Source organism: Streptomyces sp. NPDC046379 (genome assembly GCF_055587785.1).
Window position 1 is genome coordinate 253,561 of sequence record NZ_JBVJFP010000002.1, and the last position, 15,782, is coordinate 269,342.

12 protein-coding genes are annotated in these 15,782 nt (G+C 72.0%); 5 read left to right on the plus strand and 7 right to left on the minus strand.

Annotated features, from left to right (window positions below):
* Positions 1-14: 14 nt before the first annotated feature.
* Positions 15-1,046 (plus strand): PLL family lectin, encoded by a 1,032-nt coding sequence (locus ACZ6KF_RS05060; protein ID WP_469237340.1) that lies wholly within the window; start codon positions 15-17, stop codon positions 1,044-1,046.
* A gap of 133 nt (positions 1,047-1,179) precedes the next feature.
* On the opposite strand, the gene ACZ6KF_RS05065 is transcribed toward ACZ6KF_RS05060, so the two are convergent.
* The 4 genes from ACZ6KF_RS05065 to ACZ6KF_RS05080 form a co-directional block, all read right to left on the minus strand.
* A complete protein-coding gene (locus ACZ6KF_RS05065) occupies positions 1,180-3,309 on the minus strand; it encodes a 3-hydroxyacyl-CoA dehydrogenase NAD-binding domain-containing protein (RefSeq protein WP_469175307.1) in 2,130 nt (709 codons plus the stop codon).
* Complete coding sequence (locus ACZ6KF_RS05070; protein WP_356634633.1) at positions 3,306-4,526, minus strand: thiolase family protein; 1,221 nt, start codon at positions 4,524-4,526, stop codon at positions 3,306-3,308. The genes ACZ6KF_RS05065 and ACZ6KF_RS05070 overlap by 4 nt, the downstream gene beginning before the upstream one ends.
* 118 nt (positions 4,527-4,644) lie before the next feature.
* Positions 4,645-5,685, minus strand: a complete 1,041-nt coding sequence (locus ACZ6KF_RS05075) for a LacI family DNA-binding transcriptional regulator (protein ID WP_469158288.1) — start codon at positions 5,683-5,685, stop codon at positions 4,645-4,647.
* Complete coding sequence (locus ACZ6KF_RS05080) at positions 5,682-8,051, minus strand: glycoside hydrolase family 2 protein (RefSeq protein WP_469237342.1); 2,370 nt, start codon at positions 8,049-8,051, stop codon at positions 5,682-5,684. Before ACZ6KF_RS05080 ends, ACZ6KF_RS05075 begins: the two co-directional genes overlap by 4 nt.
* A gap of 160 nt (positions 8,052-8,211) precedes the next feature.
* Between ACZ6KF_RS05080 and ACZ6KF_RS05085 the strand changes: the two genes are divergently transcribed.
* Genes ACZ6KF_RS05085 through ACZ6KF_RS05095 form a run of 3 tightly spaced genes read left to right on the plus strand, consistent with a single transcriptional unit; the run spans position 8,212 to position 11,302 of the window.
* Positions 8,212-9,528 carry an ABC transporter substrate-binding protein gene (locus ACZ6KF_RS05085; protein ID WP_356634639.1) on the plus strand — a complete coding sequence of 439 codons (1,317 nt, stop codon included), beginning with the start codon at positions 8,212-8,214 and terminating at the stop codon, positions 9,526-9,528.
* Positions 9,528-10,475 (plus strand): carbohydrate ABC transporter permease, encoded by a 948-nt coding sequence (locus ACZ6KF_RS05090; protein WP_356634641.1) that lies wholly within the window; start codon positions 9,528-9,530, stop codon positions 10,473-10,475. Before ACZ6KF_RS05085 ends, ACZ6KF_RS05090 begins: the two co-directional genes overlap by 1 nt.
* Positions 10,472-11,302: a carbohydrate ABC transporter permease gene (locus ACZ6KF_RS05095; protein ID WP_356634643.1), complete on the plus strand. Its 831-nt coding sequence runs from the start codon at positions 10,472-10,474 to the stop codon at positions 11,300-11,302. Before ACZ6KF_RS05090 ends, ACZ6KF_RS05095 begins: the two co-directional genes overlap by 4 nt.
* A gap of 72 nt (positions 11,303-11,374) precedes the next feature.
* Here ACZ6KF_RS05095 and ACZ6KF_RS05100 read toward each other — a convergent pair whose 3' ends face one another.
* The 3 genes from ACZ6KF_RS05100 to ACZ6KF_RS05110 all read right to left on the minus strand — a co-directional run bounded on the left by ACZ6KF_RS05100 (position 11,375) and on the right by ACZ6KF_RS05110 (position 14,589).
* On the minus strand, positions 11,375-12,688 hold the full coding sequence (locus ACZ6KF_RS05100) for an HRDC domain-containing protein (RefSeq protein WP_469237344.1): 1,314 nt from the start codon (positions 12,686-12,688) through the stop codon (positions 11,375-11,377).
* Positions 12,689-12,877: 189 nt separating this feature from the next.
* Entirely contained in the window at positions 12,878-13,540 is a 663-nt protein-coding gene (locus ACZ6KF_RS05105) for a response regulator transcription factor (RefSeq protein WP_003972894.1), read from the minus strand.
* Positions 13,541-13,920: 380 nt separating this feature from the next.
* Positions 13,921-14,589: a DUF3000 domain-containing protein gene (locus ACZ6KF_RS05110; RefSeq protein ID WP_469237346.1), complete on the minus strand. Its 669-nt coding sequence runs from the start codon at positions 14,587-14,589 to the stop codon at positions 13,921-13,923.
* A 105-nt stretch (positions 14,590-14,694) separates the two neighbouring features.
* Here ACZ6KF_RS05110 and hemE point away from each other — a divergent pair, with 105 nt between their 5' ends.
* Positions 14,695-15,762 (plus strand): uroporphyrinogen decarboxylase, encoded by a 1,068-nt coding sequence (gene hemE / locus ACZ6KF_RS05115; protein ID WP_469237348.1) that lies wholly within the window; start codon positions 14,695-14,697, stop codon positions 15,760-15,762.
* Positions 15,763-15,782: the final 20 nt, after the last annotated feature.

Consider the following 15,782-nt stretch of genomic DNA (forward strand, 5'->3'; position numbering starts at 1 on the left):
GTAAAGTGGTGTCCGTGTCAAAGGTCCGCGCACTCAACGGCGCCTGGTTCTTCCGAGGCCGTGACGGCCGGCTCGGCGCCTACCTCCCCGGTGACGACGCCATCCGCTTCCGGGCGGAGCGCCACCCCGGCGGCGCCTGGCTGCCCCCGCGCACGGTGGGCGGCGAACAGCCGCTGCAACCCGGCGTCGCCGTCGGCCAGGGCCCCGACGGCTACACCCACCTCGCCGCCTGGCGTCCCACCACCGGCGACGAGGCCGGCCTGGTGCACACGACGCACTACCGCCCTCACCTCGCCCCCCTGGACTGGATGCCGATCGGCCACCCGTACAAGAAGGGCGTGCGCACCGGCCTGCCCGCCGTGGCCGTCGACGCCGAGGGCCGCGCCTATCTCTTCGTCCGCAACCGCGGTCTGGGCGTCCACACGACCAACCAGAAGGAACGCGGCGGCTGGAACGGCTGGCACGACCTCAGAGGCTCCAAGGTCGGCGAGGAACTCGTCGCCGTGACGGGGGAGTCGGGCCTCATCGAGCTGTACGGCACGAGCCCGGCCGGCATCGTGCGCTGGCTCCAGGAGGAGCCGGGCGCCCGCCCGGTCATGGCCGATCCGCTGCCGTTCGAGGCGGTCCCGGGCACGCTCAGCGCGCTGCCCACCTCCAAGGAGGCCACCACCCTGTTCTACGCCGACCCCGAGGGCATGCTGCACGCCTGGCGGCCCGGCGGAGACCCGGTCCCCCTGCTCGAGACCGCGGGCCCCGGCCCGGTGGCCGTCTCCCGCTGCGCCCTCGACGGCCACGACTGCACGCTCCTCGCCCAGCACGCGGCGAACGGCCGGATCGTCTTCGCGGCCTACCCCACCGAACAGGAGTCCGCAGGGCTCTGGTGGACCGAGTCGGGCCCGCAACTCCCCGCCGGCACCCGGGTGTCGCTCACCGAGGACGCCCGGGGCCGAGTGGTGGCCGCGAGCGCCGCACCGGACGGCCGACTGCTGATCGCCCGTCAGAAGGACGAGCCCGGGCTGGCGTTGGCGGCCTGGCGGGAGGTCTGAGCCGGCTGGCGGGAGGTCTGAGCCGGATCGCCCGCACGCCGCACCCATGACGAAGAGGGCCTCCGCGCACCACCGCGCGGAGGCCCTCTTCGCTTGCGCCGTCAGGCCGTCAGGCCGTCAGGCCGTCAGCCCGTTACGCCGGGACCGACGCCACGCCCGGGGCGAGGAACCGCTTGCCGTTCACCCGTTCCGAGACGCCCTCGCGGTCCAGGTACGGCGTGATGCCGCCCAGGTGGAAGGGCCAGCCGGCGCCGGTGATCAGGCACAGGTCGATGTCCTGCGCCTCGGCGACGACGCCCTCTTCGAGCATCAGGGCGATCTCCTGCGCCACGGCGTCCAGGACGCGGGCGCGGACCTGGTCCTCGGTCAGGACGGTGTCGCCCTGCTTCAGCAGCGCGGCGACCTCCGGGTCCAGCTCGGGCTTGCCGCTGTCGTAGACGTAGAAGCCGCGCTTGCCCGCCTCGACGACCGCCTTGAGGTTCGGGGAGACCGTGAAGCGGTCCGGGAACGCCCGGTTGAGCGTCTCGGAGACGTGCAGGCCGATCGCCGGGCCGACCAGCTCCAGCAGCACCAGCGGGGACATCGGCAGGCCCAGCGGCTCGACGGCCTTCTCCGCCACCTCGACGGGGGTGCCCTCGTCGATGACGTTCTGGATCTCGCCCATGAAGCGGGTCAGGATGCGGTTGACGACGAACGCCGGGGCGTCCTTCACCAGCACCGCGGTCTTCTTCAGCTTCTTGGCCACCGCGAAGGCGGTCGCCAGCGACGCGTCGTCCGTCTGCTCGCCGCGGACGATCTCCAGCAGCGGCAGCACCGCGACCGGGTTGAAGAAGTGGAAGCCGACGACCCGCTCGGGGTGCTTCAGCTTCGACGCCATCTCCGACACGGAGAGCGAGGAGGTGTTGGTGGCGAGGATCGCGTGCGCCGGGGCGACCGCCTCGACCTCGGCGAACACCTGCTGCTTGACGCCCATCTCCTCGAACACCGCCTCGATGACGAAGTCGGCGTCCGCGAAGCCCTCGGCCTTGTCCAGGACGCCGGTCACCAGCGCCTTGAGGCGGTTGGCCTTGTCCTGGTTGATCCGGCCCTTGCCGAGCAGCTTGTCGATCTCGGCGTGGACGTAGCCGACGCCCTTGTCGATGCGCTCCTGGTCGATGTCGGTCAGGACGACCGGGACCTCCAGGCGGCGCAGGAACAGCAGCGCCAGCTGGGAGGCCATCAGACCGGCGCCGACCACGCCGACCTTGGTGACCGGGCGGGCCAGCGACTTGTCGGGGGCGCCGGCGGGACGCTTGCCGCGCTTCTGCACCAGGTTGAACGCATAGATGCCGGCGCGCAGTTCACCGCCCATGATCAGGTCGGCGAGCGCCTTGTCCTCGGCGTCGTAGCCCTGCTCGAGGTCGCCGTTCTTGGCGGCGGCGATGATGTCCAGGGCGCGGTAGGCGGCCGGGGCCGCGCCGTGCACCTTGGAGTCGGCGATGAAGCGGCCCCTGGCGACGGCCTGGTCCCAGGCGTCGCCGCGGTCGATCACCGGGCGCTCGACGACGATCTCGCCCTTGAGCACGGCGGCCGTCCAGATCAGCGACTGCTCCAGGAAGTCCGCGCCCTCGAAGATCGCGTCCGCGATGCCCAGCTCGTGCACCTGGGCGCCCTTGAGCTGCTTGTTCTGGTTGAGGCTGTTCTCGATGATCACCGAGACGGCCTTCTCGGGGCCGATCAGGTTCGGCAGCAGCGTGCAGCCGCCCCAGCCGGGGACCAGGCCGAGGAAGACCTCGGGCAGGGAGAACGCCGCGATGGCCGACGACACCGTGCGGTAGGTGCAGTGCAGGCCGACCTCGACGCCGCCGCCCATGGCCGCGCCGTTGTAGTACGCGAACGTCGGGACCGCGAGGTGGGAGAGGCGCTTGAAGACGTCGTGGCCGCCCTTGCCGATGGCGTGGGCGTGGTCCCACTCCTTCAGCAGCTCGACGCCCTTGAGGTCGGCGCCGACGGCGAAGATGAACGGCTTGCCGGTGATGCCGACGCCGGCGATCTCGCCGTCCGCGGCCTCCTTCTCGACCTGGTCGACGGCGGCGTTCAGGTTCGCCAGCGACTGCGGGCCGAAGGTGGTCGGCTTGGTGTGGTCGTGACCGTTGTCGAGGGTGATGAGGGCGAACCGGCCGGCGCCGAGGGGCAGGTCGAAGTGGCGTACGTGCGCCGTGGTGACGACCTCGTCCGGGAACAGCTCGGCCGCGCCCTTCAGGAGTTCAGCGGTGGTGCTCACTTGTTGCCTCCGTCGAAGTGCGGGTTCTCCCAGACGACCGTCGCGCCCATGCCGAAGCCGACGCACATGGTGGTCAGGCCGTAGCGGACGTGCGGCTGCTCCTCGAACTGGCGGGCCAGCTGCGTCATCAGACGGACGCCGGAGGAGGCCAGGGGGTGGCCGAACGCGATGGCGCCGCCGTACTGGTTGACGCGCTCGTCGTCGTCGGCGATGCCGTAGTGGTCGAGGAAGGCCAGCACCTGCACGGCGAAGGCCTCGTTGATCTCGAACAGGCCGATGTCGGAGATCGACAGGCCCGCCTGCGCGAGGGCCTTCTCGGTGGCCGGGATCGGGCCGTAGCCCATGACCTCCGGCTCCACGCCCGCGAAGGCGTAGGAGACCAGGCGCATCTTGACCGGCAGGCCGTTCTCGCGGGCGAAGTCCTCGGAGGCGATCAGCGAGGCGGTGGCGCCGTCGTTCAGACCGGCCGCGTTGCCCGCGGTGACCCGGCCGTGCACCCGGAACGGCGTCTTCAGGCCCTGGAGGTTCTCCAGCGTGGTGCCCGGACGCATCGGCTCGTCGGCGGTGACCAGGCCCCAGCCCGTCTCCCCGGCCTCCGCGTTCGTGCGGCGCACCGAGACCGGCACCAGGTCGGCCTGGATCTTGCCGTTGGCGTAGGCCTTGGCGGCCTTCTCCTGCGAGCGCACGGCGTACTCGTCGGCGCGCAGCTTGGTGATCTGCGGGTAGCGGTCGTGCAGGTTCTCGGCGGTCATGCCCATGAACAGCGCCGACTCGTCGACCAGCTTCTCGGAGACGAAGCGCGGGTTGGGGTCCACGCCCTCGCCCATCGGGTGGCGGCCCATGTGCTCGACGCCGCCCGCGATGGCGACGTCGTACGCGCCGAAGGCGACGGAGCCCGCGACCGTGGTGACCGCGGTCAGGGCGCCGGCGCACATGCGGTCGATGGAGTAGCCCGGGACCGAGGTGGGCAGGCCCGCGAGGATGCCGGCGGTGCGGCCGATGGTCAGGCCCTGGTCGCCGATCTGCGTGGTCGCCGCGATGGCCACCTCGTCGATCTGCTTCGGGTCGAGACCGGGGTTGCGGCGCAGCAGCTCCCGGATCGCCTTCACGACGAGGTCGTCGGCACGGGTCTCGTGGTAGATGCCCTTCGGGCCCGCCTTGCCGAACGGGGTGCGGACGCCGTCGACGAAGACGACGTCCCTGACGGTACGAGGCACGATGGCTCTCCTCCAGGGTGCGGGGTGGCACTGCTGCGATGCGCTGAGCGCGCGCTCAGGATCCATGCTACTTGTGGGTAACGTAGCTGCCCAGTCCCCCCGGGTCGAGCGGCGAAGGTCACACCTTCGGGGGAGCCGTCGACCCCCTCGGCGTCAGCACCGGCGTGGGCACCGGGTGGGAGCCGGGGTCGTCGCCGGCGATCACCGCGAACAGGGTGCGCGCCACCTGTGCGCCGAAGCCGTGCACGTCGTGGCTCATCGCGGAGAGCGTCGGGTGGGTCAGCCGGCACAGCTGGGAGTCGTCCCAGGCCAGCAGCGACACGTCGCCCGGCACGGTCAGCCCCATCTCGCTCGCCACCGACAGACCCGCCACCGCCATGATGTCGTTGTCGTAGACGATGGCCGTCGGCCGGTCCGGCGGGGCGGCCGTCAGCAGGGAGCGGGTCGCGCGGGCGCCCGCGTCGCCGGAGAAGTCGGTGGCCACCTGCCGGGCCCCGGCCAGCCCCAGCTCGCGCGCCGCCCCGTCGAAGGCGGCCGTGCGGATGGCGGTGTGCCCGAGGGCCGCCGCGCCGCCGACCCGGGCGATACGGCGGTGCCCGAGCGCCGAGAGGTAGCGCACCGCCTCGCGGACCGCCGTGGCGTCGTCGGTCCACACGGAGGTCAGGCCACCGGTCAGCGTGGGGTGCCCGACGGCGACCACCGGCAGCCCGAGCCGTTCGGCGACCGCCACGCGGGGATCGTCCGCGCGGAAGTCGACCAGCAGGGAGCCGCCGATCTGCCGGCCCTTCCACCAGGACTCCAGCAGCCGCGCCTCCTCCTCCAGGTTGCGCACCAGGCGCAGCAGCAGCGAGCAGGAGTGCTCGGTCAGCACGCTCTCCACGCCCGAGACGAACTCCATGTAGAACGGCTCCAGGCCCAGCATCCTGGCCGGCCGGCACACCGCGAGCCCCACCACGTCCACCCGGGACCCGGCCAGCGACCGCGCGGTGAGGTTCGGCGCCCAGCCCAGCTCCCGGGCGGCCCGGAATATGCGGTCCCGGGTCGCCTCGGACAGCCCCGGCTTGTGGTTGAAGGCGAGCGACACCGCCCCCTTGGAGACGCCGGCCCGCGCGGCGACGTCCTTGATGGTGACGCGGGGCGCGGGCGGCGTCGACGTCATCGGACGGGCTCCACGCAGTACAGGGCGGCCCGGGCGGCGTCCACGTCGGGCCGCTCCCAGCCGGTGACGCCGATCGTCACCCGCTCGCCCGGCAGCAGCGTCACCAGCCCCCGATCGGCCCGCGCCGCCGGGTCCAGCCGGTCGGCCTGCAGCAACAGATCCCGTACGACGGTCCGCGCCGTCACCGCGATCCCTCCCGGCACCAGCTCCACGTCGAACTCCGGCTCCATGTACGGGACCTCCCGGTCCGGCACCGGGAAGCGCACCGCGCGCAGCTCGCCCGCGTCCGCGACCAGGAACTCCTTCGCCCCGGTCGGCGCCAGCTCCCGCGCCACCCGCACCAGCCCCACCGACCGTGCCCCGACCGCCAGTTCGGCCCGCGCCTCGGCGAGCACCGCGCCCTCGACGGACATCCGCCGCAGCGTCACCGTGCCGTCCCAGGCCCGCGCCGACTGGTTGACCGCCGCCAGCGTCAGCCCGCCCTCCCGGACCTGGAGCGTCAGCAGCCGGTCCGCGTAGACCCGGCGCAGCTCGTGGTAGAGCGGCTTCTCCCGCCCGTCCCCGTCGATCGCCGCCCACGAGGTCACCGGCCAGCAGTCGTTGAGCTGCCACACCACCGTCCCCGCGCAGACCGGCCAGTGCGACCGCCAGTGCTCGATGCCCGCTGCCACCGCACGCGCCTGGTTGACCTGCGTGAGGTAGTGCCAGCGGTCGAAGTCCCCCTCCGGGAAGGCGAAGTGGCGCTCCAGGCCGCGGCGCAGCTTGCCGTTGCCGTCGTCGGCCTTCTGGTGGTGCAGCATCCCGGGGGAGTCGGCCGTGAGGTCCTCGCCGGGCAGCGCGCGCCGCAGCGTCGCGTACGCGGGCGGCGCCTGCCAGCCGAACTCGGCGACGAACCGCGGCACATGGAGCCGGTAGTCGGCGTAGTCGGTGCGGTTCCACACCTCCCAGGAGTGGTGCGTGCCGTGCGCCGGGTCGTTCGGGTGGTGCGCCCACGACCCGGACCAGGGGCTGCCCGCCGTGTACGGCCGGGTCGGGTCCAGCTCGGTCACCACGCGAGGCAGCAGGCCCAGGTAGTACCCCTCGCCCCAGGAGTCCCCGGCGAGCCGCTCCTCCCACTCCCAGTCCCGGAAGCCCCACAGGTTCTCGTTGTTGCCGTTCCACAGCACCAGCGACGGGTGCGGCATCAGGCGTACGACGTTCTCCCGGGCCTCGGCCTCCACCTCGCCGCGCAGCGGCTGCTCCTCCGGGTAGGCCGCGCAGGCGAACGGGAAGTCCTGCCAGACCAGCAGACCGAACTCGTCGCAGGCGTCGTAGAAGTCCTCGCTCTCGTAGATCCCGCCGCCCCACACCCGCACCAGGTCCACGCCCGCGTCGGCGGCCTGCCGCAGCCGGCGCCGGTAGCGCTCGCGGGTGATCCGGGACGGGAAGGCGTCGTCCGGGATCCAGTTGACGCCCCGCGCGAAGAGGCGCTCGCCGTTGACGACCAGGGTGAAGCCGGTGCCGTGCGCGTCGGCCGAGGTGTCCAGCTCCACGGTCCGAAAGCCGATCCGCCGCCGCCACACGTCCAGTGGGCCCTCGCCGTTGAGCAGCGTCAATTCCACGTCGTACAGAGCCTGTTCGCCGTAACCGCGGGGCCACCACAGCCGCGCGTCGGGCACCCTCAGCCGGACGACGCCGCTGGTCCCCTCGATCCGGGCGCTCGCCCGCACCCCGGCGACCTCCGCCTCCAGGGACAGCTCGGCCTCGACTCGGCTGCGCTCCACGTCGACGCGCAGCTCCACCACGCCCGTGCCCTCGTCGACGGTGACCAGCGGGCGCACCCGGGCGAGCCGCGCGCTCGACCAGCGCTCCAGCCGCACCGGCCGCCAGATCCCGGCGGTCACCAGCGTCGGACCCCAGTCCCAGCCGAAGGAGCAGGCCATCTTGCGGACGTACTGGTAGGGCTCGGCGTAGGCGCCCGGCCGCTCGCCCACCGCGCCGCGCACCGCCTCGGCCTCGGCGTAGGCGGAGGCGAACCGCACGGTGAGCAGCCCGGACATCCCCGTGACGTCGAAGCGGTATCCGCGGTGCATGTTGCGCACCCGGCCCAGCGGCCGCCCGTCGAGCAGCACCTCGGCGACCGTGTCGAGCCCGTCGAAGACCAGGTCCGTCTGCTCGTGCCCGTCGCCGGGGGGCAGTTCCCGCTCGTACGTCCACTCCCGGCGCCCGACCCACGCCACCTCGGTCTCGGCCGTGCCCAGGAACGGATCCGGGATCACCCCGGCCGCCATCAGGTCGGTGTGCACACAGCCCGGCACCACGGCGGGCAGCGCCTCCCCCTCGTGCCGCAGGATCCAGCCCTCGGTGAGCGGTACGGCCTCCAGCATCGCGCACTCCCTTTGAACCGGTCGAGCTCCAGTATTCCCAAGGTCCTTGCAGTGTGGCGTAATTGGGACTTTACCGGTTGAGAAAACCACTGCCAGAGTGCCGAATCAGCCATCCCCGCACGTGCTCTTCCGTCCAAGAACGAGAACGGAGCTGACGCACATGAACCGCCGTACAGTCCTGGCAGCAGCCGCAGCGGGAGCCGCCCTGCTGCTCTCCGCCTGCACCGGAACAGGGGGCTCCGCCAAGGGCGCGGACGCCGAGGCGCCCGACGACCCCGCGAAGGTGAGCGGGACCATCACGGTCCTCACCCAGCGCACCGACCTGGTGCAGGACGGCACGATGAAAGCCTATTCGGCCGAGTTCAACAAGATCTATCCCAAGGTGAAGGTCGAGTTCCAGGCGCTCACCAATTACGAGGCCGAAGTCAAGATCCGGATGAACACGGAGAACTACGGCGACGTCCTGATGATCCCCGCGGTCATCAAGAAGGCCGACTACCCGAAGTTCTTCGCCTCGCTGGGGACGGAGGCCGAGCGCGGTGAGAAGTACCGGTTCACCGACTACACGGCCGTCGACGGGAAGGTCTACGGCCAGAGCACGAACGGCGTGATGCCCGGCTTCGTCTACAACAAGCGCGTCTGGGCCGAGGCCGGCGTCACCGAATGGCCCACCTCGCCCGAGGAGTTCGTCGCCGCGCTGAAGGCGATCAAGGACAGGACCGACGCGGTCCCGTACTACACCAACTTCGCCGCCGGCTGGACCCTGAGCGGCTGGACCTCCGTCCTCGGGTCGGTGCACTGCGACGAGCAGGCCACCACCGCGCTGGCCGAGGGCGATCCGTGGGGCGAGGACGGCGAGCTGCGCGTCGGCGACACGCTGCTGCACGACATCGTCGAGCAGGGCCTCGCGGAGAAGGACCCGTCCACCACCAACTGGGAGGAGTCCAAGCCCCGGCTGGCGAAGGGCGAGATCGCCACCCAGTGGCTCGGCACCTGGGCGATCGTGCAGTTCCAGGACGCCGCGAAGAAGGCCGGGGTGAACCCGGACGACATCGGCTTCATGCCCTTCCCGGCCCAGACCGACGGCACGTTCTGCGCCGCGGTGACCCCCGACTACAACCAGGCCGTCAACATCCACTCGAAGCACAAGGACGCGGCCCGCGCCTGGATCGACTGGTTCACCGACGAGTCCGGCTACGTCGAGGACAACCTCGCCGTCTCCCCGCTGAAGGACGCGCCGCTGCCCGAGGTGCTGGCGCCCTACGAGGAGGCAGGGGTGAAGCTCATCGAGCTGGACGACTCGGCGGGCGCGAAGGTGAAGGAGATCGACAGCCTGTCCGAGGTCGGCATCTACGCGCCCGACTACCGCCAGGACCTGGTCGACCTCGCGCGCGGCGCCAGGAAGGGCAGCCTGGAGGACTTCCTCGGCGGCCTGAGCGAGAAGTGGAGCGCGGCGCAGAAGAACGCGGGGTCGTGATGGCGGACATCGCCCACGAGGCGGCGCGGCCGTCGGCTGTCGCGCCGCCCGCCCCCCGGCCTGCCCCGCCCGCGCGCGGCGCACGGCTGCGGCGGGGCGTGACGCCCTGGCTGTTCCTGATCGCACCGCTCGCCCTGCTGCTGGTCTTCACCTACGCGCCGATCGCCAACATGGTCGCCTACAGCTTCACCGACTGGGACGGCGTGAGCCCGGAACTGCGCTACCAGGGCGTCGACAACTACGTGGAGATCTTCACCCGCGAAGACCTCTTCCAGGTCTTCTTCGTCTCCGGCTACTACCTCGCCGCCTCCGCCGTCCAGATCGTGCTCGCCCTGTACTTCGCGACCGTGCTGAGCTTCAACGTCCGGTTCCGGAACTTCTTCAAGGGCGTGCTGTTCTTTCCGTACCTGATCAACGGGGTCGCGATCGGCTTCGTCTTCCTGTACTTCTTCCAGGACGGCGGCACCCTGGACGCGCTGCTCGGAGTGTTCGGCGTGCCCACCGACCACGCCTGGCTCGGCGACCCGACGTCCGCGAACACCTCGCTCGCCGGAGTCTCGGTGTGGCGCTATCTCGGCCTGAACTTCGTGCTGTTCCTGGGCGCGATCCAGTCCATCCCCGGCGAGCTGTACGAGGCGGCTCAGCTGGACGGCGCCAACCGGTGGCAGCAGTTCCGGCACATCATCGCGCCCGGCATCAAACCCGTGCTGACCCTCACGGTGATCCTGTCCGTCTCCGGCTCGCTGTCGGCGTTCGAGATCCCGTACATCATGACGGGCGGGGCGACCGGTACCGAGACGTTCGTCATCCAGACGGTGAAGCTGGCGTTCCAGTTCAACAAGACGGGGCTCGCCTCGGCCGCGGCCGTCGTGCTGCTGCTGATCATCCTGGCGGTGACCTGGGTGCAGCGCCGCCTCGTCCCCGACGAGAGGGTGGATCTCGTATGACCCGCGCGACGGTGTCCCGCGCCCTGGTGTACCTGTCCCTGGTCCTGGCGAGCGTGGTCGTGCTGCTGCCGCTGCTGGTGGTCCTGCTGACCTCGCTGAAGACCGAGGAGGAGATGGCGGACGGCAGCGGCGCGCTGGATCTGCCGGACAACCCGCTGAACCTGGCCAACTACGTCACGGCGTTCCAGGACGGCCGGATGCTGACGGCGTTCGGCAACACCGCCTTCATCCTGGTGTTCGCGATCGGCGGCACCGTCCTGATCGGCTCCATGACGGCGTACGCCATCGACCGCTTCAGCTTCCGCTTCAAGAAGCCGGTGCTGGCGCTGTTCCTGGTCGCCGCCCTGGTGCCGGGCGTCACGACACAGGTGGCGACCTTCCAGATCGTCAACAGCTTCGGGATGTTCGACACCCGCTGGGCGCCGATCCTGCTCTACATGGGCACGGACATCGTGTCGATCTACATCTTCCTGCAGTTCATCCGGTCCATCCCGATCTCCCTGGACGAGTCCGCCCGCCTGGAGGGGGCCGGCCCGTTCACGATCTACCGGCGGATCATCTTCCCCCTGCTCAAGCCCGCGATCGCCACGGTGGTGATCGTGAAGGGGATCACCGTCTACAACGACTTCTACATCCCCTTCCTCTACATGCCGTCCGAGGACCTCGGCGTGATCTCCACGTCGCTGTTCCGCTTCAAGGGCCCCTTCGGCGCGCACTGGGAGACCATCTCGGCGGGCGCGGTGCTGGTGATCCTGCCGACGCTGATCGTCTTTCTGCTGCTGCAGCGGTTCATCTACAACGGCTTCATGCGCGGGGCGACCAAATGAGCCCCGGGGGGCGGTGGCGGGGGCTCATGAGCGCGGGGAGCGGCCCGCGGCCGGGGAGCCGGGCGGCCGGCGTCAGGCGGCCCGGGCGGCCAGGGCGGCGACCAGCAGCGGGGTGACCAGCTCGATCTGCCAGGAGCGGGCGCCGTACCCGGCCAGCGCGCCGGCGACCGCCTCCTCGTCGGCGGGCTCGGGCGGCTCCCAGCACACCCGCCGCACGGTGTCCGGCGCGATCAGGTTCTCCTGGGGCAGGTTCAGCTCCTCGGCCAGCGCCGAGACGCCCGCGCGCGCGGCGGAGAGCCGGGCGGCGGCGGCCGGGTCCTTGTCGGCCCACGCGCGGGGCGGCGGCGGGCCGGTCACCGCCTGCCCGGGCTGGGGCAGCGCGGAGTCGGGCAGGGCCTTGGCGCGGTCCACCGCGGCCTGCCACTGCTCCAGCTGACGCCGGGCGATGCGCTGCCCCCAGCCGCTGACCGCGGCGAGCGCGTGGACGTTGGCGGGCAGGGCGAGCGCGGCCTCGACGATCGCGGCATCGGAGAGCACCTTGCCCGGCGAGACGTCCCGGCGCTGGGCGATCCGGTCGCGGGTCTGCCACAGCTCGCGCACCACGGCGAGCTGCCGGCGCCGGCGCACCTTGTGCATGCCGGAAGTGCGGCGCCAGGGGTCCTTGCGGGGCTCGGGCGGCGGCGCGGCGGCTATCGCGGCGAACTCCTGCCGGGCCCACTCCAGCTTGCCCTGCCGGTCCAGCTCCTTCTCCAGGGCGTCGCGCAGATCGACCAGCAGCTCGACGTCGAGGGCCGCGTAGCGCAGCCAGGGCTCGGGCAGCGGCCGGGTGGACCAGTCGACGGCGGAGTGGCCCTTCTCCAGCACGAAGCCCAGCACGCTCTCGACCATCGCGCCGAGGCCGACCCGCGGGAACCCGGCGAGCCGCCCGGCCAGCTCGGTGTCGAACAGCAGGGTCGGCACCATGCCTATCTCACGCAGGCAGGGCAGGTCCTGGGTGGCGGCGTGCAGCACCCACTCCACGCCGGACAGCGCCTCGCCGAGGCCCGACAGGTCGGGGCAGCCGACGGGGTCGATGAGTGCGGTGCCGGCGCCCTGGCGGCGCAGCTGCACCAGATAGGCGCGCTGGCCGTAGCGGTAACCCGAGGCGCGCTCGGCGTCGACGGCCACCGGGCCGGACCCGGCGGCGAAGGCGGCGATCACCTCGGCGAGGGCGGCCTCGTCGGCGACGACCGGCGGAATGCCCTCGCGCGGCTCCAGCAGCGGGACCGGCGGCGGTCCCTCCGGAGCGTTCGGCGCCCCCGTGGCAGTTGCTCCGCCTTCGTCCGGAGGGGCGCCTCCGGTGGTTCGCAGTGAAGTGTCTGCTGCGGTGTCTTGGGCGTCGGTCACCTGTCAAGGGTATCGGTGCCCGGCAAGCGCCCGCCGACGGAACGTTCCGTCGGCGGGCGGTGGAGGGTCGTTAACCAGTCAGGAGACGGGGGTGCGGAGGTGGGGGAAAGGGGACGGGGGAAGGGCCGGCCCTCACGCCGGATTCGCAGTCGTGAACGGTGCGGTGCGGGAAACGGGTGGGGGAGGGGGTCAGTGGATGATGCCGGTTCGCAGGGCCACGGCGACCATGCCGGCGCGGTCTCCGGTGCCGAGCTTGCGGGCGATGCGGGCGAGGTGGCTCTTGACGGTCAGGGCGGACAGGCCCATGGAGACGCCGATCGCCTTGTTCGACTGGCCTTCGGCGACCAGGCGCAGCACCTCGACCTCGCGGCCGGACAGCTCGCGGTAACCGCCCGGGTGGCTCGGGGCGCCCGGGGGGCGGCGGTGCAGGCGGGCGGCGGCGGCTCCGATGGGCGCGGCGCCGGGGCGGGTGGGCAGGCCGACGTTGGTGCGGGTGCCGGTGACGACGTAGCCCTTGACGCCCCCGGCGAGGGCGTTGCGTACGGCGCCGATGTCGTCGGCGGCGGACAGGGCCAGCCCGTTGGGCCAGCCGGCGGCGCGGGTCTCCGACAGCAGCGTGAGGCCGGAGCCGTCGGGGAGGTGGACGTCTGCGACGCAGATGTCGCGGGGGTTGCCGATGCGGGGACGAGCCTCCGCGACGGACGAGGCCTCGATCACGTCGCGCACGCCGAGCGCCCACAGGTGGCGGGTGACGGTGGAGCGGACGCGGGGATCGGCCACGACCACCATGGCGGTCGGCTTGTTCGGGCGGTAGGCGACCAGGCTTGCGGGCTGCTCGAGGAGAACGGACACCAGGCCTCCTGGGGTGCGGGGACGGGGCCGGCTCGGGGGGATGAAGCCGGGGGGAACCGTGCTGTCAAGGTCACAGTGGTCTTCGGCATCAAACCTCCCGGGCTTTAGAGAACGATCACGATCCGGTGAGTAACAATCCGTTCAATTCGGACAGGTGAGCGATCATTCGAAGACCGAACGGTTTCGGTTCGCGTCGCAGTGCGGTCGAAAGTGGCCGTATCGACAAAGTGACCTGATCGAATCGCGGCGTGAAAACGACGGAGGGCCGGAAATCGACCTTCCGGGGAAGGGCTGGGGAGGAGGGCCGGCGGGCCGGCGGGAGTGCGGGCCGGTGCGACGGCGGGCTGCGGTGTGACTTCGGGCCGCGGTGGGACTTCGGATCAGCGGGACTGCGGTCCACGCCGCTGCGGCAGCGTCACCACCGACGCGTCGCCCGGACCGGCCGGCGGCAGACCCGCGACCTGGGCCAGCAGATCGCACCAGGACGCCAGATGCGCGGCCGTGTCCGGCACGCCCCCCAGGCCCTCGCGCGGCGTCCACGAGGCCCGGATCTCGATCTGCGAGGCGGGTGGGCGCGCGGACAGCCCGCCGAAGTAGTGCGAGCCGGCCCGGGTGACCGTGCCGCTCGGCTCCCCGTACGTCAGACCGCGCGCCTGCAGCGCCCCGGTCAGCCAGGACCAGCACACCTCCGGCAGCAGCGGATCCGCGGCCATCTCCGGCTCCAGCTCCGCGCGCACCAGCGTCACCAGCCGGAACGTGCCCCGCCAGGCGTCGTGCCCGGCCGGGTCGTGCAGCAGCACCAGCCGCCCGTCCGCCAGGTCCTGCTCGCCGTCCACGACGGCGGCCTCCAGCGCGTGGGCGTACGGGGCGAGCCGCTGCGGCGGGCGCGTCGTCTCGATCTCGATCTGCGGGCGCGGCCGAGCCGCGCGCAGCGCCTCGACGGCCGCCCGGAAGGGCAGCGGGGCCGTCCCGTCCGTATGCAGGTCCCCCTCCTTGGGGTCGTCCATTCCGCCAGCGCCGTCCGACAGTCGTCCCTGAGCCGCAGCCATGCGGGGAAGATTAAGCGGAACCGGGCCCGCGCGCAGGGAGAGACACCCCGCCGTGGGCGCCGGGCCCCGGCCGGACACGCCCTCGGGCCGTGCGAGACTTGCCCCGTGAGTGCCAACGGAAGCCCCTCGGGCAAGCAGCCGACCGCGACGTACGAGTCCGCCTTCCTCAAGGCGTGCAGGCGCGAGCCCGTGCCGCACACGCCGGTGTGGTTCATGCGGCAGGCGGGGCGCTCGCTGCCGGAGTACCGCAAGGTCCGCGAAGGCATTCCGATGCTCGAGTCGTGCATGCGGCCCGACCTGGTCACCGAGATCACCCTCCAGCCGGTGCGCCGGCACGGCGTCGACGCGGCGATCTTCTTCAGCGACATCGTCGTCCCGCTCAAGGCCATCGGCGTCGACCTCGACATCAAGCCCGGCGTCGGCCCGGTCGTCGAGCGCCCGATCCGCACCCGCGCCGACCTCGCGCAGCTGCGCGACCTGACCCCCGACGACGTCTCCTACGTCACCGAGGCGATCGGCCTGCTCACCCGCGAACTCGGCGCCACCCCCCTGATCGGCTTCGCCGGCGCGCCCTTCACGCTCGCCAGCTACCTGGTCGAGGGCGGCCCCTCCCGCAACCACGAGCACACCAAGGCCCTGATGTACGGCGACCCGCAGCTGTGGGCCGACCTGCTGGACCGGCTCGCCGGGATCACGGCCGCTTTCCTGAAGGTGCAGATCGAGGCGGGCGTGAGCGCCGTCCAGCTCTTCGACTCCTGGGTCGGCGCCCTGGCCCCCGCCGACTACCGCCGCTCGGTGCTGCCCGCGTCCGCGAAGGTGTTCCGGGCCGTCGAGGAGTACGGCGTCCCGCGCATCCACTTCGGCGTCGGCACCGGCGAGCTGCTGGGCCTGCTCGGCGAGGCCGGCGCGGACGTCGTCGGCGTCGACTGGCGCATCCCGCTCGACGAGGCCGCCCGACGGGTCGGCCCCGGCAAGGCGCTGCAGGGCAACCTCGACCCGGCGGTGCTGTTCGCCCCGACCGAGGCCGTCGAGGCCAAGACCCGCGAGGTGCTGGAAGCCGCGGCCGGGCTCGAGGGCCATGTCTTCAACCTCGGCCACGGCGTCCTGCCCGCCACCGACCCGGACGCGCTGACCCGCCTGGTGGAGCACGTTCACACGGCGACCGCACGCTGAGCACCGGCCCCGCGCCCGTG